Below are 24,216 nucleotides of genomic sequence, written 5' to 3' on the forward strand. Positions count from 1 at the left end.
CGCGTGCCCGCCCGCGTCCGGGCGGCGGGGTCAGCGCAGGCGGGTGAGCTTGCGGCGCAGCCGGCTGAGGGTGTTCGCGGGAGCCGGCGGCCGGGAGTCGGCGGGGCCGGGCTGCGCGGGGAAGGACAGCCCGAGGGCGGACAGGCGCTGGCGCTTGAAGTGGCGGGCGGGGCCGTGCTCGGCGACGTACGCGGCGGCCTCCTCGCGCAGTTCCGGGTGCGCGCCCGCCTGCATGCAGTAGCCGACCGCGCGGACCAGCGGGACGAGGCGGTCGGCGGGGACCGGCGGGGGCTCCAGGGCGCCGTCGGGGGTGAGGCGGGGGACCGTGGCGTCCACGATCGTCACCGGGATGCGGTTGCTGTTCTCGTACGGGGTCAGCCGCTCCAGCAGCAGCTCGCAGCCCATGGTGGCGACCGGCAGGCCGAAGTAGCGCGAGGCCGTGGCCAGGGCGGTGGAGAAGCAGCCGACGACCAGGGCCGGGGCGCCGGCGAAGTGGATCTCGGCCGGGTACTCGCCGGCGGCCACGGTGAGCTTGACGCCCAGCGACTCGGCCGTCTCGCGCAGGCGGCGCGCGTGGGCGCGGCCCGCCGCCGGGTGGGGCTTGAAGATCACCTCGGTGTGGCCGCGGGCGACCAGGCCGCGCAGCATGTCGTCGTGCAGGCCCGCCTCCTCGTCCTCGGTCAGCACGCCGAGCGCGGAGAGGTACTGGCCGAGGATCAGCGGGGCGCCGGGGGCGTGGCCGGGGTCCGGCGCCGTGGCCGCGACCTGGGAGAGCACGGCGGTGAAGGCCGCGCCGGGCAGGGCCTCGGCCCGTACGCCGCACTCGGTCAGCAGCAGCGGGTCGAGCCCCGGCACCAGGTCCAGGTAGAGCAGCCGGGTGATCCGCCCGGTGATCTCCAGCGGGAGCGGGTCGCGGGTCGGGCCGTAGCTCATCAGGCCGTCGGAGTAGACCGTGATCGGGCACTCGCGCATCAGCCCGGAGATCGTACGCGCCGGCGGCACCGCGATCGACTCCACGACCAGCTCGTCGGGCCCGTCGCCCAGCCCCAGATAGGACGTGACCAGCCGGCTGGTCATCGGCACCTCGATGACCCTGGCCTTCCAGTCCGACGGGTGCAGCGGCGCGATGATCTCGTTCCAGGAGCGCACCTCGTCGAACCGGGAGCGCAGCGCCGCGAACCCCGGCGACTCGTCCAGCGGTGTGGTGATCTCCGGGATGGCCGCGTTGTTGGACACCAGCAGGACGCGCCGCCGGTCGTGCGGGCCGAAGCGGCCCTCGTCGATCGCGGCGGCGACGGTCATCGCGCCGAACAGCGTCGAGGCGTAGAAGAGCTGGGTCATTCGTCCTCCAACCGGATGCGACGGGAGCCCGGCAGCTCGGGGACCAGCGTCCGCAGCGCCTCGGCGCGCTCGGTCTCCAGGCGCGCCACGGTGGCCGCGAGCAGCTCGGAGGGCAGCCGCCGCAGCGCGTCGGCGCCGCGCTCTGCGAACCTGGCGCGCAGTTCGGGGGTGAACCGGTCGGCGAGCTCCAGGTGGTGCGCGAGCAGCGCGCAGAAGGTGCGCACCGCCTTGGGCAGGTACTCCGGGATGTCGTCGATCTCCTTGAACACCAGGTCGAAGGCGTCGAAGAAGTGGAGCTGCCGTTCGTCCCCGGTCTGGGTGAGCGAGCCGGGCACCTGCCGCCGGTAGAACACCCCGGCCAGCGACACCACCGCGTACGACCGCGCCCGCGCGTGCAGCCGCCAGATCCACGGCCGGTCCTCGGCGGTGTGCAGGTGCCCCGGGAAGGTCAGCAGCTCGCCCAGCTCGCGCCGGTAGATCCCCGCCCACGCGTACGGGTAGTCCACCATCGACTTGCCCTCGACCGGCAGCACGCCGTCGCGCGGGTTCAGCACCGCGCCCCGCCGCGCCTGCGGGGCGCGGTGCAGCACCCGCTTGCGGCCCTCGGCCTGCACGTGGTCCACCCGGACGAAGTCGCAGCCCAGCTCCTCGATCGCCGCCACCAGGCGGCGCAGGTAGCCGGGCACGATCCAGTCGTCGCCGTCGAGGAACGTGACGTACCGGCCGGAGGCCAGCGAGAGCCCCTGGTTGCGCGCGTCGGCCAGCCCCACGGGGGTCTGGTTGCGCAGCACGGTCAGGCCGGGCAGGTCGCCGCGCCAGTCCTCGATGACCCGCCCGGTGGCGTCCACCGACCCGTCGTCGACCACGATGAACTCGAAGTCCGGCTGCGCGTTGCGCGCCAGCGAGGCCAGGGCGTCGCCGATGTACGGCGCCGCGTCCCGTACGGGGACGACGACGGACAGAGTGATCACGTGCCGACCTCTGAGGTGCTCAGTGCCGTTCTCCTGTTGATCTTATTCGGTTGCGGTTCCGGTTGCGGGTTCCGTTCCGGTTCCCTTCCGGGCTCCGGAATCGGGCGGTGGTGGGCTTGGGCGCTATGCGCCCAAGCCCCGCGTATCGCGCGGCAATCGCCGGCTACACAGTGACGCGGCGCAGGCGGGCCTTGGGGGCCTCCTCACCGGGGAAGACGCGCTTGACGCCGTCGCCCAGGGCCGTCTCGATGATGCGGATGTCGCGGACCAGGTGCTCCAGGCCGGCGGGCTCCAGAGAGGCGGCGTGGTCGGAGCCCCACATGGTGCGGTCGAGGGTGATGTGGCGCTCCACCGTGACCGCGCCGAGGGTGACGGCGGCCAGGGAGATCTGCAGGCCGCGCTCGTGGCCGGAGTAGCCGACCGGGACGCCGTAGCGCTCCTGGAGAGTGACGATGGTGCGCAGGTTCGCCTCCTCCGGCGGGAGCGGGTAGGTGGAGGTGGCGTGCATCATCACCAGCTTGGAGGTGCCCAGGACCTCCACCGCGCGGTCGATCTCCTCCAGCGTGGACATGCCGGTGGACAGCAGGATCGGCTTGCCGGTGGCGGCCAGGGCGCGCAGGAGCTCCATGTCGGTCACGCTGGCCGAGGCGACCTTGTGCGCGACGACGTCCATGCTCTCCAGGAACTCCACCGACGGCACGTCCCACGGCGAGGCGAACCAGTGCAGGCCGCGCTCGTCGCAGTACTTGGCGATCTCGGTGTACTCGTCGTGGCCGAACTCGGTGCGCTCCTTGTACTCCAGGTACGTCATCTCGCCCCACGGCGTCTGCCGGATCTGGTCGCGCTGCTCCGGCGGCACGCAGATGGACGGGGTGCGCTTCTGGAACTTCACCGCCTGGCAGCCGGCCTCGGCGGCCACGTCGATGAGCCGGCGGGCGATGTCGATGTCGCCGTTGTGGTTGATGCCGATCTCGCCGATCACGTAGACGGGGTGGCCGGCGCCGATGTACTTGTCGCCGACCTGCACCGGCCGGGCGACCGGGCTGACGCGCAGCTCGGTGCGCGGCGCGGGGGCCGGGGCGGTCTCGGCGGGCTCGGGGCGGGCGGCGAGGACCCGGTCGCACAGCTCGCGGACGGCGCCGGCGCCGCCGGGGCGGGTGAGCACGACGCGGGCGGCGGCGCGCACCTTGGGGTGGGCGTCGGGCACCGCGACGGGCCAGCCGACCTCGCTCATCGGGCCGAGGTCGTTGACGTCGTTGCCCACGTAGGCGACGCGGGCCGGGTCCAGGCCCTCGATCGAGAGCCAGTCGCGCAGCACGGTGCGCTTGTCGGCCAGGCCCTGGAGCACCGGCACGCCCAGCTTGCGGGCGCGGGCCGCGACCACGGGGTTGTGCTCGGTGGACATGACCAGCAGCTTCACGCCGGAGCGGCGCAGCAGCGAGATGCCCATGCCGTCGGAGCGGCTGATCGCGACCATCTCGCGGCCGTCCTGGTCCACGTAGGCGCGGTCGTCGGTGTGGACGCCGTCGAAGTCGGTGATCACCGCGTCCACGTCGATCGGCTCGGGCTCGTCCACGAACGGGGCCAGCGCGCGCACGATCTCCAGGTCGCCGGGGGTGTCGATCTCGATCGCGTGCCCGGCCGGCACCGGCTGCACCATGACGGTGCCGAAGAAGCGGTGGCCGTGCTCGCGCAGCCCGGCGGCGCGCATGGCGTAGAAGGCCCCGGTCTCGCGGTAGTGCGGCTCGCGGTCCTGGCGGCGGGGGCGTACGGCGGGGTCGTGGTTGACGCCCGCGCCCGCGGCGCTCCACAGGAACTCGTGCGTCTCCAGACCGGAGAACACCACGTCGGCGGCGCCGTCGAGGACCTTGGCCACCGCGGCGTCCAGGTCGTGAGGGTCGATGAACGCGCTGGTGCACTGCACGAGCAGCACCACCTCGGGGTCCCCGTCGAGCTGGTCCAGCGCGTGCAGGACCGCGGACTCGCTGGAGGCGGTGGGCCCGCTCAGCTCTTCCGGCCGGTCGATCACGGTGGCGCCGGCCGCGCGCGCCGCTTCGGCGATACCCGCGTGGTCGGTGCTGACGACGACCTCGTCGATCAGCTCGGCCCGCACGCACGCCCGCACCGCCCGGGAGACGAGCGGCATGCCGCCCACCTGCTCCAGGTTCTTCAGTGGGACGCCCACGGAGCCGCCACGGGCGGGTACAACGGCCAGGACTCGCAAGATGACTCCTCATGACGGAACGAAACGGCCCTAGCTGGGGGGCTGAGGTGTAGGGGGAAAACTAGCCATGAGGGTGACCGTGCGGGGGTTGCTGAGCTGAACGCTCCGCATCGCTCCTGTTAACTTTGCGTGCCTCACTCCGATCCGGGAGATCTCCATGACTGGACGAACACCGCGACCGTCCGGGGCGGCACGGTGAACGTCCCGGTGCCCGCGTCGAAGGCCGAGCGCCTGACCACGGGGTCGGCCGAGGCCGCCTGTACGGGGTGCAGCGCCACGTCCGCGCCGGCGAGCGCGGACACGGTCTGCCGCTGCTCCCCCGGGGTCGCGTTGAACACCACGGTGACCGACTTCCAGCGCGGGTCGAGCCCGGAGACGTCCACCCGCATGGTGATCACGCCGGGGGTCTCCTCCGCCACCGGGAACGCCAGCCGCCGCTGCACCTCGTCCAGGCTGCCCAGGGCGAAGGCGGGGGAGGAGGCGCGGATGCGCAGCAGCTCCCCGTACGCCGCCCGCGCCGCGCCGATGTCGGCGCAGCCGGGCCGCAGGGCGGGGTCGGCGAGCAGCGGCCGGGCGTACGGCCACTTGGCCTCGTTGTCGGCCTTCGGCGGCAGCCCGGCCCCGAAGCCGTTGCCGGCCGAGCAGTCCCACAGCAGCCGGTTGAACCAGTCGCCGGAGTCGTAGGAGTTGCGGTCCAGCGACTTGGAGCGCAGCCGCTCGCTGCCGGCGTGGACGAACGCGGTGCCCTGGCCCAGCGTGGCCGCGGCGAGCGCCAGCGTCTGCATGCGCACCCGGTCGGCCATGAGGGTGTCCTGCGGCAGTTTGTACGCCAGCGCGTCGAACAGCGTCTCGTTGTCGTGCGCGTCCACGTACGTCACCGCCTCCCCGGGCGCGGCCGTGTAGCCGGCGGGGGAGCCGTTGTAGTCCACCTGGGCGCCCGTCACCCGCTCGCCGCTCACCGAGGAGGTGAAGGCGTAGTCGCGCAGGTTGCCCGCCAGCCCCACCTTGATCAGGTCGTGGTAGCGCAGCAGCCGGGCCCGCCGCTCCTCCTCGGTGCCGTTGGCGGGGGAGCCGTTGGGGGCGCCGGCGAGCCCGGAGGCGAAGCCCTGCACCCGCGGGTCGGCGTCGAACGGGCCGCCGCCGCGCACGGCGTCGCGCAGCCGGTCGTTGAAGGTGCCCACGCCGGTGCCGGCCATGTTGGCCTGCGTGGCCTGCTCGAACCGGGCGCCGCCCGCGACCTCGCCGAAGTCCCAGCCCTCGCCGTACAGGATGATCGACTTGCCGTCCACGCCGTCCTCGTCCAGGGTGAGCCGGTCCAGGGCCCGGCGCACGGCCAGGATGTTCGCCTTGGGGTGGTGGCCCATCAGGTCGAAGCGGAACCCGTCCACCTTGTACTCCCTGGCCCAGGTGACGACGGAGTCCACGACCAGGCGGCCCATCATGGCGTGCTCGGGGGCGGTGTTCGCGCAGCAGGTCGAGTTCGCCACCGTCCCGTCGTCGAGCAGGCGGTGGTAGTAGCCGGGCACGATCCGGTCCAGCACCGAGCCCGCGTCCTGCCCGGCGGCGTGGGTGTGGTTGTAGACGACGTCCATGACCACGCGCAGCCCGGCCTCGTTCAGGGCCTTGACCATGCCGCGGAACTCCCTGGTCCGGTTCTCCGGGTCGCTCGCGTACGAGCCCTCGGGCACGGTGTAGTGCAGCGGGTCGTAGCCCCAGTTGAAGGAGTCGGTGGCGGCGGTGGCGGCCACGCACTCCTGCTGTCCGGCGGAGTCGGGCGGCATCGCGGCCAGGTCGCAGCCGGGCTCGGTGCGCTCCGCGCGCTTCTCCGGCACGGTGGCGAAGTCGAAGACGGGCAGCAGGTGCACGTGGGTCAGCCCGTCGCGCGCCAGGGCGCGCAGCTCGCGCATGCCCGCGCCGCCGGCGGCGAAGGCGCCGTACGTGCCGCGCAGCGCCTCGGGCACGGTGGTGTCGGAGGCGGAGAAGTCGCGCACGTGCAGCTCGTAGATCGAGGCCCGGTCCTGGCGCACCGGCTCGGGCTTGCGCAGCCCGGCCCAGCCCTCGGGCCGGTGCGCCCGGTCCGACAGGTCCACCAGCCTGCTGCGCCCGGAGCCCGCCGCCAGCGCCAGGCCGTACGGGTCGGTCACCTCGTTGGTCACGACCCGGCCCGCCGCCGGGGAGTACACCGTGACCCAGAAGGTGTAGTAGCGGTTCTTCCAGGTGGGCAGGCCGCGGACGGACCACACGCCGGTGTGGTCGTCGCGGCGCATGTCGTGCAGGGCGGGCGTGCCGCCGGACGGCTCCCGGTACAGCGCCAGCCGCACCTTCTGGGCCGTGGGCGCCCACACGGCGAGCCGGGGGAGCGGCCCGGCCGAAGGGCCGAGCTCGGCGGTGGTGGCGGCGGCGTACACGTCGTCGAGCACGCCGGGGATCTGCACGCCGGTCGCGGCGCGCAGCGCGCCGGACGCGTCGCGCTCGGCCGCGACGATCCGCCCGCGCAGCGCCTGCTTCACCAGCGCGGCGTCGCGCGGGTCCACCTTGAGCGCGGCGTACCCGGCGAGGTGCGGCCACCTGGCCTTCTGCTCCTCGGTGAGCGCGCCGGGGACGAGCCGGATCAGCCGCAGGTCCTCCCCGGTCAGGTCGCCGTCCTGGTAGGCGATGCGGCCCGAGGCCGACAGGACCAGCGAGTAGTGCAGCGACGCCGACGGCTCGACGTCCCAGGCCACCGTGCCCGCGTCGATCCAGTGCGCGCGCGACTTCGCCAGGTCGGCGTCCGCGCCGGCGGCGGCCGGCTGCGGCAGCACGTAGCCCTCGGTGGCGGCCACCCGCCACGCCTCGTGACCGGTCGCGGTCAGGTCGAGCGACTGGTCACCCGGCAGGTCCTTCTCATCGCCCCTGTGGATGATGTAGCTGAGCGAGCGCGCGCCCTCGGCGAGCGGCACCCGGAACGTGGCGCCGAACCCGTCCACCTTCTCCGGCATGATCGGCCGCGCCCACTCGGTGGGCTCGGCCGCCCCGGACCACACGTGCAGGCCCCAGCCGTCGTAGTCGCCATCGGGCCGGTGGTAGTGCAGCACGGCCTCGCCTTCGGCCGCGGCGCGCGTCGGGTGCACGGCCGCCTGGCCGGACACGACGTACGCCTCCGGCTGCCCGGCCGGCGTGAACGCCTGGTCGGGCCCGGGGTCCTTCTCGTCGCCCCTGTGCACGATGAACTCGAGCGGGGCCGAGGCGTTCTTCAGCGGGACCTCCCAGTACGCGCCGAACTCGTCGGTGCCGTCGGGCATGCGCGGCGACGCCCAGTCGGTCGCGGCGCCGTCGGCGATGGCGTCGCCCCACAGGTGCAGGCCCCAGCCGTCGTACGCGCCGTCGGGCCGGTGGTAGCGGACCGTGGCGTGGCCCTGGGCCGCCGCACGTGAGGTGTATACCCCGTCGTGGCCCGCCACCAGCCAGACCTCCCCGTTTCTCGCCGGGTTGACGATCCGGTCGCCGCCGTCCTTCTCGTCGCCGCGGTGGACCACCAGGCCGACGTTCGCCGCCCCGGGCTTGAGCCTGATCCAGGCGAAGCGGCCGAACGCGTCCTCGCCGCGCAGGGGGAGCGGGCTCGCCCAGTCGGTCGGCTGCTCGACGTCGCCCCACACGTGCAGGCCCCAGCCGTCGTAGTCGCCGTCCTGGCGCTGGTAGTGCACGACCAGCCAGTCGCGGCGCGCGGCGCCCGGGGCGGGCTGCACAGGGTCGGGGGCCTTGACGGCCTGGGCCCGCGCCGAGGCGTGGCGGCCGGCGGAGTCCTTTACCACGGCCTTGTACGCGATGGGGGTCCCGGCCGGCACACCCCTCAGATCATGAAATATCCGGAAAAGGCGGTCATCGCCCACCCGCGTGGGCGCGTCGTCGGTGCCCAGCACCCGCCACTCCCCGTCGCCCACCCGGGCCGCGAACGTGACCTGGTCGAACCCGTGCCCCGGCACCGTCGCGGTGACCGGCACCCGGCCGTCCTCGGCCGTGCCGCGCACCGGGTCGGCGGGCGGCGTGAGGGTGATCCGCGGCGCCTCCTCCGGCGCCGCGAGCCGCGCCTCCGCCCGGTAGACCACCGCCGACAGCGGCGGCACGGTGACCGGCAGGGTGCGGTCGGCGCCGGTCGTGCGCTCCGGCTCCCCCTGCCCGTAGACGCGGGTGAAGCGGGCGTTCGCCGAGTAGGTGGGGATCGCGGCCGTCGCCGCCGACTCGCCGTTGTTCACCGCCACGACGTACTCGATCCGCTCCTTCGCGCCGATCCTGGAGAAGGCGTACAGGCCGCCGGAGGCCAGCCGCTCGACCTGCGCCCCGTCGGCCAGCGCGGGGTGCGCGTCGCGCAGCCCCGCCAGCGCCGCGATGCCCCGGTAGAGCGGGTGCGAGGTGACGTAGTTGTCGGCGGCGTGCGTCGCGTCGGTGCCGATCAGGTCGTCGGTGAGGTAGCTCTGCGTCCGGCTGGCGAACATGCTCTGACGGGCGTCCTGGTCGCCGCCCTTGCCGGTGAAGCCCTGCTCGTCGCCGTAGTACACCACCGGCTGGCCGCGCGAGAGGTACATCAGCTCATGCGCGAGCAGGTCGCGCCGCAGCAGCTCGGCGTCGTCCGCGCCCGGGTTGTCCTGCGCCAGGAAGCGGCCGATGCGGCCCATGTCGTGGTTGCCGAGGAAGGTCGGCGAGGAGTACGCGTTGCCGTCGGCGTCGGTGTGGTGGTCGTCGGCCGCGAACAGCGCGGCCAGCCGCGAGGCGCCCGCGGTGCCGCCGGCGAAGGACCTGGCGGCCTCCTGGAACGGGAAGTCCAGCGTGGCGTCCATGCCGCCGCGGGTGGAGTAGCGGCTGGTGAAGGCCGGTTCGCCGGAGTACACCTCGCCGAACATGAAGAACCGCTCGTTGCCCAGCCTGGCCGCGTAGCCGTCCAGGGCGGGCGAGAAACGCTCCCAGAACTCCGGGTTGACGTGCTTGGCGGTGTCGATGCGGAACCCGTCGATCCCGGTCTCGCGCACCCACGTCCTGTAGATGTCGATCATGCCCTGGACGACCTCGGGCCGCTCGGTCCACAGGTCGTCCAGGCCGTGGAAGTCGCCGTACTCGGAGCTCTCCCCGGCGAAGGTGGAGTCGCCCCGGTTGTGGTACATCGTCACGTCGTTCAGCCAGGCGGGCTTCTTGGCGTTCTCGGGGGCGACCGGGGTGTAGGGGAAGGAGTCGGCGGTCACCTCCGGGAAGGAGTCCTTCCCGGCGTACGCGCGGTCGTCGAAGGGCCTGCCGGAGGCGTCGAGGTAGGGGTAGGGGCCCTTGGCCCGGTAGCCGTAGGTCTTCTCCTTGTAGTCGATCACGTCGGCCGTGTGGTTGGTGATGATGTCGAAGAAGACCTTCATGCCGCGCTTGTGCGCCTGCTCGACCAGCTCCTTCATCTGCCGATTGGTGCCCAGGTGCGGGTCGATCCGGGTGAAGTCCGTGATCCAGTAGCCGTGGTACCCGGCCGAGGCGTTCTCCCCGCCGCCCTGCACCGGGCGGTTGGCGAACGCGGGCGTGATCCAGATCGCGGTGCTGCCCAGGCCCTTGATGTAGTCGAGCCTGCCGATCAGCCCCTTCAGGTCGCCGCCGTGGTAGAAGCCCTTGTGCGTGGGGTCGAACCCGGTGGCGAGCCGGTCGCCGGACAGCCCGCCCCGGTCGTTGCGGGGGTCGCCGTTGGCGAACCTGTCGGTCATCGCGAAGTAGAACCGCTCCCGGGTCAGGTCGGCGCGCGGGGCGTCGCGCGCCAGATCCTCGTCCCGGGGCTCCGCCACGGGCCCGTACGCCACCTGCGCCGGGGCCGCCTGAACCGTGGCCCCCTGCACTGGAGCCGCCCGCACCGTCTGTACCGGGGACGACGGCCCGGACAAGGGCGGGGCGAGGGGGAGCAGGGGGAGGGCCAGGGCGGCCAAGCGGGCCTTCGCGCGTGGGGAGAGCACCACCGGGACCTCCACGGGGTGGGGGGATGGAGGGGGTTGCCCGGAAGGTACTTACAGATCCGGATCTATGCAATGCATTGCTGAAATTTCTTGCAATGGCGGTTGATGTCGGGAGAGGGAGAGGGTGGGGGTTTCGGGAGTTCGGCGGCCCCGATACGGCCTTTGTAACGACTTTGCAGACTCTTGCTGCAAGATCTTCCAATCCTCGTCATCTCGGCGTAACGTCCGGGCGTACTCCGATTTCCCGGCCGGCGCACGGGGCGGCGGCGTGCCCGCCTGCCCGGTCCGCGCGGCGGCCGACCCCCCGAACCTGAGGAGAGAGACATGCGGCGAGCCTTCCAGGCGGCGACGATCGTCGCGGCACTCGCGCTGGCGGTCTCCGCCTGCGGCGGTGGTGGCGGAGGGGAGGCGGCGCCCGCGCAGAGCGCCCCCGCCGACCCGTCCAAGATCACCGGTCAGATCACCTGGTGGGACACGACCCGGCCCGACAGCGAGGGGCCGACCTTCCAGGCCCTGATCAAGGAGTTCCAGGCCAAGTACCCCGGCATCAAGGTCAACTACGTCAACGTCCCGTTCGACCAGGCGCAGAACCAGTTCCAGACCGCCGCCCAGGCGGGCACCGGCGCGCCGGACGTGATCAGGGCCGAGGTCGCCTGGACGCCGCAGTTCGCCTCACTCGGCTATCTCCAGCCGCTCGACGGCACCCGGGCGCTCGACGGCACCGAGAGCGACTTCCTGCCCGGCCCGCTGAGCAGCACCAAGTACAACGGCAAGACCTGGGCCGTGCCGCAGGTCACCGACTCCCTCGCGCTGATCTACAACAAGCGGCTGCTGAAGGAGGCCGGCCACGAGGAGCCGCCGAAGACGATGGCCGAGCTCAAGCAGGTCGCGCTCGACGTCAAGGACAAGACCGGCGTGCCGGGGCTCTCGCTCAACGTCGACTCCTACTTCCTGCTGCCGTTCATCTACGGCGAGGGCGGCGACCTGCTCGACGTCCGCAGCAAGAAGATCGTGATCGACTCCCCGGCCAACGTCAAGGCCATGGCCACGGTCTCCGACCTCGTCACCAGCGGCGCGGCGGCCAAGCCCGCGATCACCGACAGCTACGTGAACGCGATGACCGCCATCAAGGAGGGCAAGACGGCCATGATCTTCAACGGGCCGTGGGCGCTCTCCGAGCTCTACCAGGGGGCGGAGTTCAAGGACAAGGACAACCTCGGCATCGCGCCGGTCCCCGCCGGCTCGGTCAAGGCCGGCGCCCCGACCGGCGGGCACAACCTCGCCATCTACGCCGGGTCCAAGAACCTGGACGCCTCCTACGAGTTCGTCCGCTTCATGACCTCCAAGGAGGCCATGGCCAAGATGTCCGCCGAGCTGGGCCTGCTGCCGCCCCGCGCCTCGGTGTTCGAGGACCCGGCGGTCAAGGCCAACAAGGACGTCACCGTGTTCAAGCCGATCATGGACACTGCCGTGCCGCGGCCGTGGATCCCCGAGGGCGGCCAGCTCTTCCAGCCCCTCCTGGAGGGCTACCAGGCGCTCGTCGGCGGCAAGGAGACGCCCGAGCAGATGGTCAAGAACGTGGACCAGAGGTACCGGGGCATCTTCAAGGACTGGAGCTGACCAGGTGTCGATCTCCACTGGACGTGTGAGCAGCACGGCCAGGGGCCGGGCCGCGGGCGACGCGCACGCCCGCGGCCACCGGCGCGGCGAGCCCGGCCGCGTGCGCCGGGCGATCCGCGCCCACTGGTACGCCTGGGCGATGGTCGCCCCGGTCGTGGTCGTGATGTGCGCGCTCGTCGGCTGGCCGCTGGCTCGGGGGATCTTCCTGTCGCTGACCGACGCCACCGAGGCGAACATCGGCAGGACCATCGGCGTCAACGTCATCCCCGCGTCGTACGAGTTCGTGGGGCTGGAGAACTACGCCGGCATCCTGACCAGCGGCGTGTTCTGGGCCAAGCTGACCTGGACGGCCGTGTGGACCGTCGCCTGCGTGGCCCTCCACTACGGCCTGGGCCTGGGCCTGGCCATGCTGCTCAACCGCAGGCTGCGCTTCCGCTCGGTCTACCGGGTGCTGCTGATCCTGCCCTGGGCGATCCCCGCGTTCGTGGCCGCCTTCATCTGGCGCTACCTCTACAACAGCGACTACGGCGTGTTCAACGCGATGCTCGGCGCGGTGGGCCTCGGCCCGGTCGGCTGGCTGGACGACCCCACCACCGCCCGCATCGCGGTGATCGCGGTGAACGTGTGGCTGGGCGTGCCGTTCATGATGGTCGCCCTGCTCGGCGGCCTCCAGGGCATCTCGCGCGAGCTGTACGAGGCGGCCGAGGTGGACGGCGCCGGCCCCGGGCAGCGGTTCCGGCACATCACGCTGCCCGGCCTGCGCGCGGTCTCCAGCACCGTGATCCTGCTCGGCACGATCTGGACCTTCAACATGTTCCCCGTCATCTTCCTGGTCACCGGCGGCGGTCCCGGCAGCGAGACCGAGATCCTGGTGACCTACGCCTTCCGCGAGGCGTTCACCGGCGTGCGCAACTACTCCGGCTCCGCCGCGTGGGGCCTGATCATCCTCGGGCTGCTCGTCCTGCTCGCCCTCGGCTACCGCCGCGCGCTGCGCAGGCAGGGGGAGGTGTGGTGACCGCCGTACAGGCACGTCCGCGGGGCCGCGGGGAGCGCGGCCTCGGCGCCTCGATCGCGCTGCACGCCACGCTGATCGCCGCCACGCTGATCTCGATCTTCCCGGTGGTCTGGCTGGTGCTGACCTCGCTCAAGCCGCGCGAGGGCTGGCTGTCCACCGAACTGGAGTTCTTCCGCAGCCCCTCGCTGGACAACTACACCAGGGTGATCGGCGAGACCGACTTCCCGGGCTGGCTGCTCAACTCGGTGCTCGTCGCCGGGCTGACCATGGTGCTCGGCGTGCTCCTCGCCGCCACCACCGGCTACGCCATCAGCAGGTTCCGCTTCGCCGGCCACCGCGCGGTGCTGTGGCTGCTGCTGGTCACCCAGATGTTCCCGGTCGCGATCCTGATCGTGCCGCTGTACAACCTGATGGCCGGGCTGGGCCTGCTCAACCAGATCCCCGGGCTGGTGATCGCGTACATGACGGTGGCGGTGCCGTTCTGCGCCTGGATGATGAAGGGCTACTTCGACACCATCCCGGTGGAGATCGACCAGGCGGGCATGGTGGACGGGCTCACCCCGTTCGGCACGTTCTGGCGCCTGGTGCTGCCGCTGGCCAAGCCCGGCCTGGCGGTCACCGCCTTCTACTCCTTCATGACGGCGTGGGGCGAGGTCGCGTACGCCACGGTGTTCATGACCGCGGAGGAGAAGCGCACGCTCGGCGCCGGGCTGCAGCAGTTCATCGGCCAGCACTGGTCCGACTGGGGCCTGCTCACCGCCGCCGCCGTGCTGATCGCGGTGCCGGCCTCCGTGGTGTTCCTGCTCGTGCAACGGCATCTCGTGACCGGGCTCACTGCCGGAGCCACGAAGGCGTAGCACGATGGTCACCTGTTCCGCCCTGAAATATGTCACTATTGCGCCTGATCCGGGGAGTCCTATGACTGAGCTGGTCCAGCAGCCGAGCGCACAGGAGGCCGCCGTGGCCCCGCCCACCCGATGGTGGCGCGACGCGGTGATCTACCAGGTGTACGTGCGCAGCTTCGCCGACGGCGACGGCGACGGCGTCGGCGACCTGCTCGGCCTGCGCGGGCGCCTGCACTATCTGGCCGATCTGGGCGTGGACGCCATCTGGGTGACCCCCTTCTACCCCTCGCCGATGGCCGACTTCGGCTACGACGTGGCCGACTACCGCGACGTGGACCCGGTCTTCGGCTCGCTGGGCGACGCCAAGGCGCTCATCGACGACGCCCACCGGCGCGGGCTGCGCGTGATCATCGACGTGGTGCCCAACCACACCTCCGACCAGCACGCGTGGTTCCGCGCCGCCGTCGCCGGCGGGCCGGGCTCGCCCGCCCGCGGCCGGTACGTCTTCCGGCCCGGCCGCGGCGCCCACGGCGAGCTGCCGCCCAACGACTGGGAGTCGGTCTTCGGCGGCCCCGCCTGGACCCGGCTGCCCGACGGCGAGTGGTACCTGCACCTGTTCGCCCCCGAGCAGCCCGACCTGAACTGGGAGCACCCCGAGGTCCGCGCCGAGTTCGACGACATCCTGCGCTTCTGGCTCGACCTTGGCGTGGACGGCTTCCGCATCGACGTCGCGCACGGCATGATCAAGGCGCCCGGCCTGCCCGACATCGGCCGCAGCGGCCAGGCGCGCATGCTCGGCACCGAGGTGCTGCCCTACTTCGACCAGGACGGCGTGCACGAGATCCACCGCCACTGGCGGCGGCTGCTCGATTCCTACCCCGGCGAGCGGATCGGCGTCGCCGAGGCGTGGGCGCCCACCCTGGAGCGCCTGGCCCGCTACGTGCGCCCCGACGAGCTGCACCAGGCGTTCAACTTCCACTACCTCACCGCCCGGTGGGACGCCGCGTCCTTCCGCGCGGTCATCGAGGAGTCGCTGGCCGCCGCCGCCCCCGTCGGCGCGCCGAGCACGTGGGTGCTGTCCAACCACGACGTCAAGCGGCACGTCACCCGCTACGGCGGCGGCGAGCTCGGCCTGCGCCGGGCGCGGGCCGCCGCGCTGCTCACGCTCGCGCTGCCCGGCTCGGCGTACGTCTACCAGGGCGAGGAGCTGGGCCTGCCCGAGGTGCTGGACCTGCCGGAGGAGTACCTGCGCGACCCGCAGCGGCTGCGCGGCCCCGGCGAGGGGCGCGACGGCTGCCGGGTGCCGCTCCCGTGGGGCTACACCGAGCCGCCGTTCGGCTTCTCCCCGCCCGGCATCTACGACAGCTGGCTGCCCATGCCGCCGTCGTGGGCGCCGATCACGGTCGAGGCCCAGCGCCGCGACCCGTCCTCGATGCTGTCGCTGTACCGCGAGGCGCTGCGCGTCCGCCGCGAGCACCCCGGCCTGGGCGACGGCACGCTGCGCTGGCTGGAGGCCCCCGCGGGCGCGCTGGCCTTCGAGCGCGGCGACGGCCTGGTGTGTGCGATCAACTTCGGCCCCGGCCCGGCCGAGCTCCCCGCGTACGGCGACCTGCTGCTGTCCAGCGCCCCCGTCGCGGCCGAGGGCGCGACCGTACGGCTGGCGGCCGACACCGCCGCCTGGTGGCAGCGCCGGGACGGTCATGGCGGCTAGCAACGGGCCCTTCAGCGGCGGCTTCGCCCGGCTGTCGGACATCGCCGAGCAGGCCGGGGTCAGCGAGGCCACGGTCAGCCGGGTGCTCAACGGCAAGCCGGGCGTCTCCGCCGCCACCCGGCAGGCCGTGCTGGTCGCGCTGGACCTGATGGGGTACGAGCGCCCGCAGCGGCTGCGCCAGCGCAGCAACGGCCTGGTCGGGCTGGTCACCCCGGAGCTGGACAACCCGATCTTCCCCGCCTTCGCCCAGGCGTTCGAGCGGGCGCTGACCCAGCACGGCTACACGCCGCTGCTGTGCACCCAGCTCCCCGGCGGGGCGGTGGAGGACGAGTTCACCGAGCTGCTGGTCGAGCGCGGGGTGAGCGGGATCATCTTCGTGTCGGGGCTGCACGCCGACACCAGCGCCCGCTCCGACCGCTACACCCAGCTCATCGGCCAGGGCGTGCCGATCGTGCTGCTCAACGGGCACGCCGACGACGTACAGGCGCCGTTCATCTCGCCCGACGACCGCACCGCCGCCCGGCTGGCCGTGCAGCACCTCGCCGACCTCGGCCACGAGCAGATCGGGCTGGCGGTCGGCCCGCGCCGGTTCGTCCCGGTGATCCGCAAGATCGAGGGCTTCACCGAGGCGATGGCCCGCCTGTTCGGCAAGCCGGTGGACGGCCTGATCGCGCACTCGCTGTTCAGCGTCGAGGGCGGGCAGGCCGCGGCCCGCACCCTGCTCGACCGGGGCTGCACCGGCATCGTGTGCGCCAGCGACCTGATGGCCCTCGGCGCGATCCGGGCGTGCCGCGAGCGCGGGCTCTCGGTGCCCGGCGACGTGTCGGTGGTCGGCTACGACGACTCGCCGCTGATCGCCTTCACCGACCCGCCGCTCACCACCATCCGCCAGCCGATCCAGCCCATGGTGACCACGGCCGTGCACACGCTGCTGGAGGCCATCGCCGGCGCGCCGCTGCGCCACTCCGAGCTGGTGTTCCAGCCCGAGCTGATCGTGCGGGGCTCCACCGGCTCCGGCCCCAAGATCGCCAGATGACGGGGGCGTGACGCTGGGCGATCCGTTCCTGGAACGTTACCGACACACGACCTGATGGGCCTCCCGCGCGGGGCCGGGGGACGGTACGGTGATCCACCGCGGATAGTTAGCTTTTCAAGCACCTCACAAGTCTCCCGAATCACGCTGAATGGTGGCCCATGCTCGACCCCCTGGTGCGCTGGACTCTTCCCGTCGCCGCCGGCCCGCTGCTCGCCGGCCTGGCCGCCCCGGGCGCGGTCGGCTCGCTCGCGGCGGGCTCGCTGGGCAAGACCGCGGGCGCGGTCTACTACGTCGACTCCCGCTCGGGAGACGACGGGAACGACGGCACCAGCCCCGGCCAGGCCTGGCAGACCCTCGACCCGGTCAACTCGGCCGACCTCAAGCCCGGCGACACGGTGCGGTTCCGGCGCGGCGGCAAGTGGACCGGCACGCTCACCCTCAGCGCCCGCGGCACCGCCGCCAAGCCGATCGTCATCACGGCGTACGGCAGCGGCGCCCGGCCGGTGATCGGCCGCAGCGAGGAGGCCACGGCCTGCGTGGTGGTCTCCGGCACGTACCTCAAGGTGAGCGGCCTGCGGGCGTCCAAGTGCGGCTGGGCCGGCTTCGAGGTCTCCGGCGACCGCAACGAGCTGGTCGACGTGTACGCCGACGACAACATCACCGGCGTCTGGGTCACCCCCGACGGCTCGCGCAACACCATCCGCGACAGCACCATGGCCGACAACGACCGGATGAGCGTCAACGACGACGAGCCCGACAACGACTCCGGCGCCTTCGGCGTGCTCCTCAACGGTGACGACAACCTGGTCACCGGCAACACCATCTCCGGCAGCCACGCCCCCAGCATCGACTACAAGACCGACGGCGCCGCCGTGGAGATCTACAACGGCGACCGCAACCGCATCACCCACAACATCTCCCGCGACAACGAGACCTTCACCGAGCTCGGCGCCGAGAAGGGCAAGACCGCGACCGGCAACGTCTTCGCCCACAACGTGGTCACCTCGCGCAACAAGCGCGGCGCCTTCCTCGTCACCCGCGGCCCCGGCCACATCGTCGGCCCGGTCAAGGGCACCATCGCGGTGCACAACTCCGTCTACCTGCCCGCCCGCGACACCATCGGCTGGTCCTGCCACGACGGTTGCTCACCCGGCATCCTCCGCCTGCGCAACAACATCATCGTCGTCGGCGGCGAGATGGGCTACGCCGATGGCAAGGGTGCCGACGAGGGCGGCAACGTCTACCAGGGCCGCTCCAAGGACTTCGACCTCGGCCCCGGCTCCGTGATCGCCGACCCCCGCTTCCGCAGCCGCACCGACCTCCGCCTCCGCCCCGGCTCCCCGGCCCTCGGCCGCGCCGCCGACCTCCCCGCCGCCTGGTTCGGCGGCGCCGCCCTGAAGAAGGACGTGACGGGCCGCCCCCTCCCCGCCGACCCCGCCTCCGGCGCCTACCAGCCCACCCCCCGCTGACCCCACCCGCCCCCCCGTCCGGAACGGTGCGTGTGGCCCGTTCCGGGCGCGCCCGCGTGTGCTGCCCGCTCCGGTCGCTACCCGCCTCCGGCCCGCGCGGCGTGGGGTGCGTGAGGCGGCCAGGTCACCCGGGTGATCGGTCTTAGGGTCGCCCCGGATCAGGCTCCCCTCGGGGCCTTGAGGCGGTCGCCTTGGCTGTTGCGGGTTGATCCGCCCTTTTCTCGGGGCCGTCGCCCTTCGGGCGTGTCGCCCTTCGGGCGTGTCGCCCTTCGGGCGTGTCGCCCTTCGGCCGTGCTGCCCTTCGACTGTGCCGTCCTTCCGCCGTGCCGGTCCATGCGTCCGCCCCGCCCCCTTCCGGGGCCGGTCCCGATCCGGGCCCAGGGTTCGTCCGTCCTCCTCCTCGGGGTCGTCGGGCACCTGCGGCCTGCCCGCACCGGCCCGGCGCGTCCGACTCGCTCTTGGCGGGTGGGGGGTCTGGGTGGGTTTGTGGGGGTTTGAGGGGGAGTTTCGGGAATGGGGAGGGAAAGGGTAAATGGGGGGTTGGCAGGGGTGGGGGCGGGGATGTTGGGGTGGGGGGGTTGTGGCAGCATGCCGGACATTTCCGTGGAACGTGCTGGAAACCTGCTTACGACAGTGTGTGTGGCGAAAGAGGGGTGATCGTCGATGCTCATGCGGCTGAGGGTGTCGCTGCCGGACCGGCCCGGGGCGCTGGGGCAGGTGGCCAGGGCGCTGGGGGCTCTGGGGGCGGACATCCACCAGGTCACGGTGCTGGACCGGGAGGCCGGGAGGGCCGTGGACGACTTCACGGTGTCCTGGCCGGGGGCGCCGGATCAGGACGAGGTGCGGGACCGGCTGTCGGCGGTGCCGGGGGTGCACGTTGAGGGGGCGTGGCACACCCGGGAGGTGCCCGGGTCGGCGCCGGACTACGATCTGCTGCGGCATGTGGCCGCCGAGCCGGTGCGGGCCTTCACGACGCTGGTGGACGCGCTGCCGGATCTCGTGGGGGCCGACTGGGCGCTCACCGTGCCGGCGGCGGACGTCGCGCCGGGGGCCAGGCCGGCGGTGGTGCACCGGAGCTGGCGGGCGCCCGAGGTGCTGGAGCTGCGCGAGCCGCTCTCCCCGCGGGCCGCGGCGCTCAGGGACGGCGACGTGCGGCTGATGAGCGTGCCGCTGGCCGACACCGGGCTGTGGCTGTTCGTGGGGCGCGCCGAGGGCGTGGGGCTCGCCTTCCACCGGGCCGAGCTGGACCGGGTGGTGCGCCTGACCGAGATCATCACCATGCTGGCCCGTACGGGACGAGCCGCCGCGGTCGCCGCCGCCGGTGTCGGGGCGGAGGTCGAGATGGCGATGACCGGGAAGGAGGAGCCCGCCGCGGAGGGGACAGTGTGAGCCTCAGCGCCGCGGCGGGTCGATCCGGTTGCCGTCGGTGGTGAAGAGCATGATGCGGTTCAGGTCCACGCCCACCTTGGCGTACTCGCCGGCCCGCCATACGGGGCGCGACCCGAGCCGTACGATCAGGTCGGCGCGGCGGTGGCTGCCGCTGTGCCCGTTGCCGTTGGCCGTGGGGTCGTGCTCGGGCTCGGGCGCGGAGCCGTTGATCAGGCGGCGGATCATGGAGCGGGCCCGGCTGCCGGCCGACCCGCCGTTGGCGGCGGCCCTGGCCTGCCGGGGGTCCGGCGGCTCGGGCACCGGCACGGAGGGCAGGCCCGCCTCGATGTAGGCCAGCCACTCGTGGCCGTGGTACTCCAGGGTGCGCACCCGGCCGAAGAAGCACGGGCCGTCGTAGTTCTCCGGCACCGGCGCGAGCGCGTCCGGCCGGATGCCGACGATGATGTGGCCCCCGGTGTACTTCGACACCGCGTACGCCCGCGGATCGGTCCACTGGATGGTGAGCTGACTCGGCCCGAAGTCCAGCAGGATGTACTGGTTCTGCGGGGTGTGCACCTCGGGCGCGAGCAGGTTGAGCTGCTGGGAGTTGAGGAAGGCCGCGGTGAAGGCGGTGGCCGGGTCGTTGTAGACCTGCCCGGGGGTGCCGACGTCCTGCAGCACCCCGCGGTTCATGATCGCGATGCGGTCGGCCAGCGTCAGCGCCTCCACCTGGTCGTGGGTGACGTAGATCGTGGTGACGCCGAGCGCCCGCACCAGCGAGGAGATCTCCATGCGCAGCTCGGTGCGCATGCCGGCGTCCAGGTTGGACAGTGGCTCGTCCATCAGGAACAGCGAGGGCTGGCGCACGATCGCCCGGCCCATCGCGACCCGCTGGCGCTGGCCGCCGGAGAGGGTTCCGGGGCGGCGTTCCAGGGTCTCGTCGATGTGCAGCGCCTTGGACAGTTCGGTGACCCGCTCCCTGACCAGGTTGGGGTCGGCCTTGGCGATCTCCAGGGGGAACGACAGGTTGCCGCGCACGGTGCGGTGCGGGTAGAGGGCCCCGTTCTGGAACACCATGGCCACGTCGCGGTCGCGGGGTGCGAGGTGGTTGGCGATGCGGCCGTCGAGCCACAGGTCGCCCTGCGTGATGTCCTCCAGGCCGGCGATCATCCGTAACAGCGTGGACTTGCCGCATCCGGACGGGCCGAGGAGTACGAGCAGTTCACCGTCCTCGGCGCGAAGATTCAGTCGGTCCACGGCGAGGTACCCGCCCGGGTACACCTTGGTCACGTTGTCGAGGACGACCGTACTCATTGGCCTGCTCCGCCCACGTTTGTGAAATGTCTGATCAGCCCCCCACAGTGGGGCCGCTGATCCGCAGGTCCGAGTACGGGCGCCAGGCGCCGGCTGTGGCGGTGCTGATTGATGAGGTAGTACATCGCGAGCGAGCGCTCTGTGTCCATACATGGCTAGAAATTTCTGTATCGATGGTGTTTCGACGTGACATTTCCGGCCTGCCGGTAACCGTGCTGTAGCCGATCCCGTTACCGGCCCCCCGAGGCCGGTTCCGCCCGATTACGGCCCGGCACAAAATCGGGGTCTGCCCTGGGCCGAGCCGCTGAGCTGCGCGTTCGCCCCTGAAACCGTGATCTGGAACTGCTTGCCGAAAGTTTCGCCGTCTTGCCGTCCGAGGTTCACCGGTTGTCACGTTCTAAGTCATCGCACTCCATGGGGCCGAGCCCGATTTCACCGCGATGTCACGGCGCCGTCACACCCGCCGCGGCGCCGCTCGGCGTACGCGAGCACAGGTGGGCGCGCGCGTAAAGTACTGTCCATGAACGGCACCAGGCTCTCCGACATCGCAGCCCAGGCAGGGGTCAGTGAGGCGACCGTGAGCAGGGTGCTGAACGGCAAGCCCGGCGTGTCGCAGGCGACCAGGCAGGCCGTGCTCACCGCGCTCGACCTGATGGGGTACGAGCGCCCGCAGCGGCTGCGCCAGCGCAGCAACGGCCTGATCGGGCTGGTCACCCCGGAGCTGGACAACCCGATCTTCCCGGCGTTCGCCCAGGCGGTGGAGAAGGTGCTCACCCAGCACGGTTACACGCCGGTGCTGTGCACCCAGCTCCCCGGCTGCGCCCCCGAGGACGAGTTCACCGAGCTGCTCATCGACCGCGGCGTCAGCGGCATCGTGTTCGTCTCCGGCCTGCACGCCGACACCACCGCCCGCATGGACCGCTACCAGAAGCTCACCGAGCGCGGGCTGCCGATCGTGCTGGTCGACGGCTACAACGAGCACATCGAGGCGCCGTTCATCTCCCCCGACGACCGGCTGTCGTCCCGGCTGGCCGTGCAGCACCTCGTGGACCTCGGGCACGAGCGCATCGGGCTGGCGGCCGGGCCGCGCCGGTTCGTGCCGGTCATCCGCAAGATCGAGGGCTACACCCAGGCCATGGAGCGGCTGCTCGGGCCGGGCTCGGCCGACGACCTGATCGCCCACTCGCTGTTCACCGTCGAGGGCGGGCAGGCCGCCGCGGGCTCGCTGCTCGAACGCGGCTGCACCGGCATCGTGTGCGCCAGCGACCTGATGGCCCTCGGCGCGATCCGGGCCTGCCGCGACCGCGGCCTGTCGGTGCCCGGCGACGTGTCGGTGGTCGGCTTCGACGACTCGCCGCTGATCGCCTTCACCGACCCGCCGCTGACCACCGTGCGCAAGCCGATCGGCCCGATGGCCGCCGCGGCGGTCGAGACGCTGCTGGAGGGGATCAACGGCGCCCCGGCCAAGCACGTCGAGCTGGTCTTCCAGCCCGAGCTGGTGGTGCGCGGCTCCACCGGCTCCGGCCCCCGTGTCAGCCGCTGACGATCCGACAGGAGTGCCCTTCGTGAGCCTCGACGTGCTCGTGGTCGGCGGCGCCGGCGTGGACACCACCGTCTACGTCCCCGTGCTGCCCCTACCCTACGCCGACACGTACGCCGTGCCGCCCATCGTGGACCGCATCGGCAACACCGGCGCCGGGGTCGTGCTCGGCTGCCACGCGCTCGGCCTGGCCGCCAAGCTGGTGGACATCATCGGCGACGACCCGCAGGGCCGGCTCGTACGCGAGACGATGGAGGCGCGCGGCGTCCCGTTCGCCTACGAGGTCTCCGCGGCCGGCACCCGGCGCAGCGTCCTGCTGGTGGACGACGAGGGCCGCCGCCTGTCGCTGTACGATCCGCGGTTCACGCCCGGCGAGCGGCTCTCGGCCGCGAGCTACCGCGACGACCTCGCCGCGGCCCGGCACGTCCACCTGTCGATCACCGACTTCTCCCGCCACCTGTACCCCGAGGTGCGCGAGGCGGGCGTGCCCTGCTCCACCGACCTGCACGACTGGGACGGCCGCGCCGACTACCAGAAGGACTTCGCCTACGGCTCCGACCTGGTGTTCCTGTCGGCCGCAGCCCTGGACGACATGGGCGAGACGATGCGCGCGATCCTGCGCGGCGGACGGGCGGAGGCCGTGATCTGCACGGCCGGGGCGCGCGGGGCGTACCTGCTGACCGACCCCGACGGCGAGCCGCGGCACACCCCGCCCGCGCCGCTGCCCGGCCCGGTCGCCGACAGCAACGGCGCCGGCGACGCGTTCGTCTCCGGCTTCCTGTACGGCAGGCTGCGCGGGCGCGACGTGGAGGAGTGCATGCGGCTCGGCGCCATCGCCGGGGCCCACGCCTGCGCCACGACCGGCACCCACGAGGCCCCGATCGACGAGCGCACACTGCTGCGCCGCGCCGGCCGCTGACCTGCGGCCGGCCGGAAACGGGGCGGGCCCGTGCCGCCGGCCGGCCGCTGACCTGCGGCCGGCCGGAAAATGGGGCGGGCCCGTGGCGCCGGTCAGGCGGCCACGGGCCCCATTCCATGATCCCGGCGCCGGGTCGCGGCGCCGTCCATGGCCACCGGCTGCCCGAGGGAGGCCGGGCGCCGGCGTCGCTGTTGCAGGGTCACCCCTGAACGATCACGCCTGTGCATGCTAGCGGTCACGACTCGGGCTCACTCCGCCGCGTGGCCGCCGGTGGGTCAGGGCTTGAGCGCGGCGGCCTCCGCGGCGAGCTTCTCGATCCGCGCGTAGTCGCCGGAGGCGAGCGCGTCGGCCGGGGTCAGCCAGGTGCCGCCCACGCAGCCCACGTTGGGCAGGGCGAGGTAGGCGGGCGCGTTCTCGGGCCGGATGCCGCCGGTGGGGCAGAAGCGCACCTCGGGCAGCGGGCCGGCCAGCGCCTTGAGGTAGGCCAGGCCGCCAGCGGGCTCGGCCGGGAAGAACTTCATCTCGCCGATGCCGCGCTCGGCCAGGGTCATGACCTCGGTGGCGGTGGCCACGCCGGGCAGGAACGGGATCTCGCTGCCCACCATCGCGTCCACGAGCGCCGGGGAGGTGCCCGGGCTGACCAGGAACTTGGCGCCCGCGTCGAGCGAGGCGGCGACGTCGGCGGGCGTGCGCACGGTGCCGGCGCCCACGATCGCGTCGGGCACCTCGGCCGCGATGCGCCGGATCGCCTCCAGGGCGGGCGCGGTGCGCAGCGTGACCTCGATGACCGGCAGGCCGCCCGAGACCAGGGCGCGGGCCATGGGCACCGCGGTGTCAACGTCCTCCACGACGACGACGGGCACGACGGGGGCGAGGTCGAGCAGGGGCATGC

The 24,216-nt window shown here is 72.6% G+C and carries 15 protein-coding genes; 9 read left to right on the top strand and 6 right to left on the bottom strand.

The annotated features are described in order from the left end of the window. Nucleotides 1-30: 30 nt before the first annotated feature. From HNP84_RS08610 to pulA, 4 genes are all read right to left on the bottom strand, one after another. Entirely contained in the window at nt 31-1,341 is a 1,311-nt protein-coding gene (locus tag HNP84_RS08610) for a polysialyltransferase family glycosyltransferase (RefSeq protein ID WP_185048837.1), read from the bottom strand. Further along, on the bottom strand, nt 1,338-2,312 hold the full coding sequence (locus HNP84_RS08615) for a glycosyltransferase family 2 protein (protein WP_185048838.1): 975 nt from the start codon (nt 2,310-2,312) through the stop codon (nt 1,338-1,340). The genes HNP84_RS08610 and HNP84_RS08615 overlap by 4 nt, the downstream gene beginning before the upstream one ends. Nucleotides 2,313-2,475: 163 nt before the next feature. Further along, a complete protein-coding gene (locus tag HNP84_RS08620; protein ID WP_221335988.1) occupies nt 2,476-4,536 on the bottom strand; it encodes an N-acetylneuraminate synthase family protein in 2,061 nt (686 codons plus the stop codon). A gap of 134 nt (nt 4,537-4,670) precedes the next feature. After that, the gene (gene pulA, locus HNP84_RS08625) at nt 4,671-10,322 is read right to left on the bottom strand and encodes a pullulanase-type alpha-1,6-glucosidase (protein WP_312924150.1); all 5,652 of its coding nucleotides are present in this window, start codon (nt 10,320-10,322) and stop codon (nt 4,671-4,673) included. A gap of 489 nt (nt 10,323-10,811) precedes the next feature. On the opposite strand from pulA, the gene HNP84_RS08630 reads away from it, so the two are divergent. The 7 genes from HNP84_RS08630 (at nt 10,812) to HNP84_RS08660 (ending at nt 19,572) form a co-directional block, all read left to right on the top strand. Beyond that, complete coding sequence (locus HNP84_RS08630; protein WP_185048840.1) at nt 10,812-12,107, top strand: extracellular solute-binding protein; 1,296 nt, start codon at nt 10,812-10,814, stop codon at nt 12,105-12,107. A 25-nt stretch (nt 12,108-12,132) separates the two neighbouring features. Continuing rightward, entirely contained in the window at nt 12,133-13,122 is a 990-nt protein-coding gene (locus HNP84_RS08635) for a carbohydrate ABC transporter permease (protein WP_312924153.1), read from the top strand. After that, nucleotides 13,119-13,979, top strand: coding sequence for a sugar ABC transporter permease (locus tag HNP84_RS08640; protein ID WP_185048842.1), 861 nt, complete (start codon nt 13,119-13,121; stop codon nt 13,977-13,979). The genes HNP84_RS08635 and HNP84_RS08640 overlap by 4 nt, the downstream gene beginning before the upstream one ends. Before the next feature lie 61 nt (nt 13,980-14,040). Next, nucleotides 14,041-15,678, top strand: a complete 1,638-nt coding sequence (locus tag HNP84_RS08645) for a glycoside hydrolase family 13 protein (RefSeq protein ID WP_185048843.1) — start codon at nt 14,041-14,043, stop codon at nt 15,676-15,678. Further along, a complete protein-coding gene (locus HNP84_RS08650; RefSeq protein WP_185048844.1) occupies nt 15,668-16,714 on the top strand; it encodes a LacI family DNA-binding transcriptional regulator in 1,047 nt (348 codons plus the stop codon). Before HNP84_RS08645 ends, HNP84_RS08650 begins: the two co-directional genes overlap by 11 nt. A 158-nt stretch (nt 16,715-16,872) precedes the next feature. Next, entirely contained in the window at nt 16,873-18,183 is a 1,311-nt protein-coding gene (locus HNP84_RS08655; RefSeq protein ID WP_185048845.1) for a right-handed parallel beta-helix repeat-containing protein, read from the top strand. Nucleotides 18,184-18,852: 669 nt separating this feature from the next. After that, nucleotides 18,853-19,572 carry an ACT domain-containing protein gene (locus tag HNP84_RS08660; RefSeq protein WP_246517923.1) on the top strand — a complete coding sequence of 240 codons (720 nt, stop codon included), beginning with the start codon at nt 18,853-18,855 and terminating at the stop codon, nt 19,570-19,572. A 3-nt stretch (nt 19,573-19,575) separates the two neighbouring features. Here HNP84_RS08660 and HNP84_RS08665 read toward each other — a convergent pair whose 3' ends face one another. After that, nucleotides 19,576-20,865, bottom strand: a complete 1,290-nt coding sequence (locus HNP84_RS08665; RefSeq protein WP_185048847.1) for an ABC transporter ATP-binding protein — start codon at nt 20,863-20,865, stop codon at nt 19,576-19,578. A gap of 520 nt (nt 20,866-21,385) precedes the next feature. Here HNP84_RS08665 and HNP84_RS08670 point away from each other — a divergent pair. Then, entirely contained in the window at nt 21,386-22,408 is a 1,023-nt protein-coding gene (locus HNP84_RS08670; protein WP_185048848.1) for a LacI family DNA-binding transcriptional regulator, read from the top strand. A 22-nt stretch (nt 22,409-22,430) separates the two neighbouring features. Beyond that, nucleotides 22,431-23,324 (top strand): carbohydrate kinase family protein, encoded by an 894-nt coding sequence (locus HNP84_RS54785; RefSeq protein WP_185048849.1) that lies wholly within the window; start codon nt 22,431-22,433, stop codon nt 23,322-23,324. 275 nt (nt 23,325-23,599) lie between these two features. On the opposite strand, the gene eda is transcribed toward HNP84_RS54785, so the two are convergent. Then, a complete protein-coding gene (gene eda / locus HNP84_RS08680; RefSeq protein WP_185048850.1) occupies nt 23,600-24,214 on the bottom strand; it encodes a bifunctional 4-hydroxy-2-oxoglutarate aldolase/2-dehydro-3-deoxy-phosphogluconate aldolase in 615 nt (204 codons plus the stop codon). Between the last annotated feature and the right edge of the window lie 2 nt (nt 24,215-24,216).

Source organism: Thermocatellispora tengchongensis (assembly GCF_014202315.1).
In the GTDB taxonomy this organism is placed as follows: Bacteria; Actinomycetota; Actinomycetes; order Streptosporangiales; family Streptosporangiaceae; genus Thermocatellispora; species Thermocatellispora tengchongensis.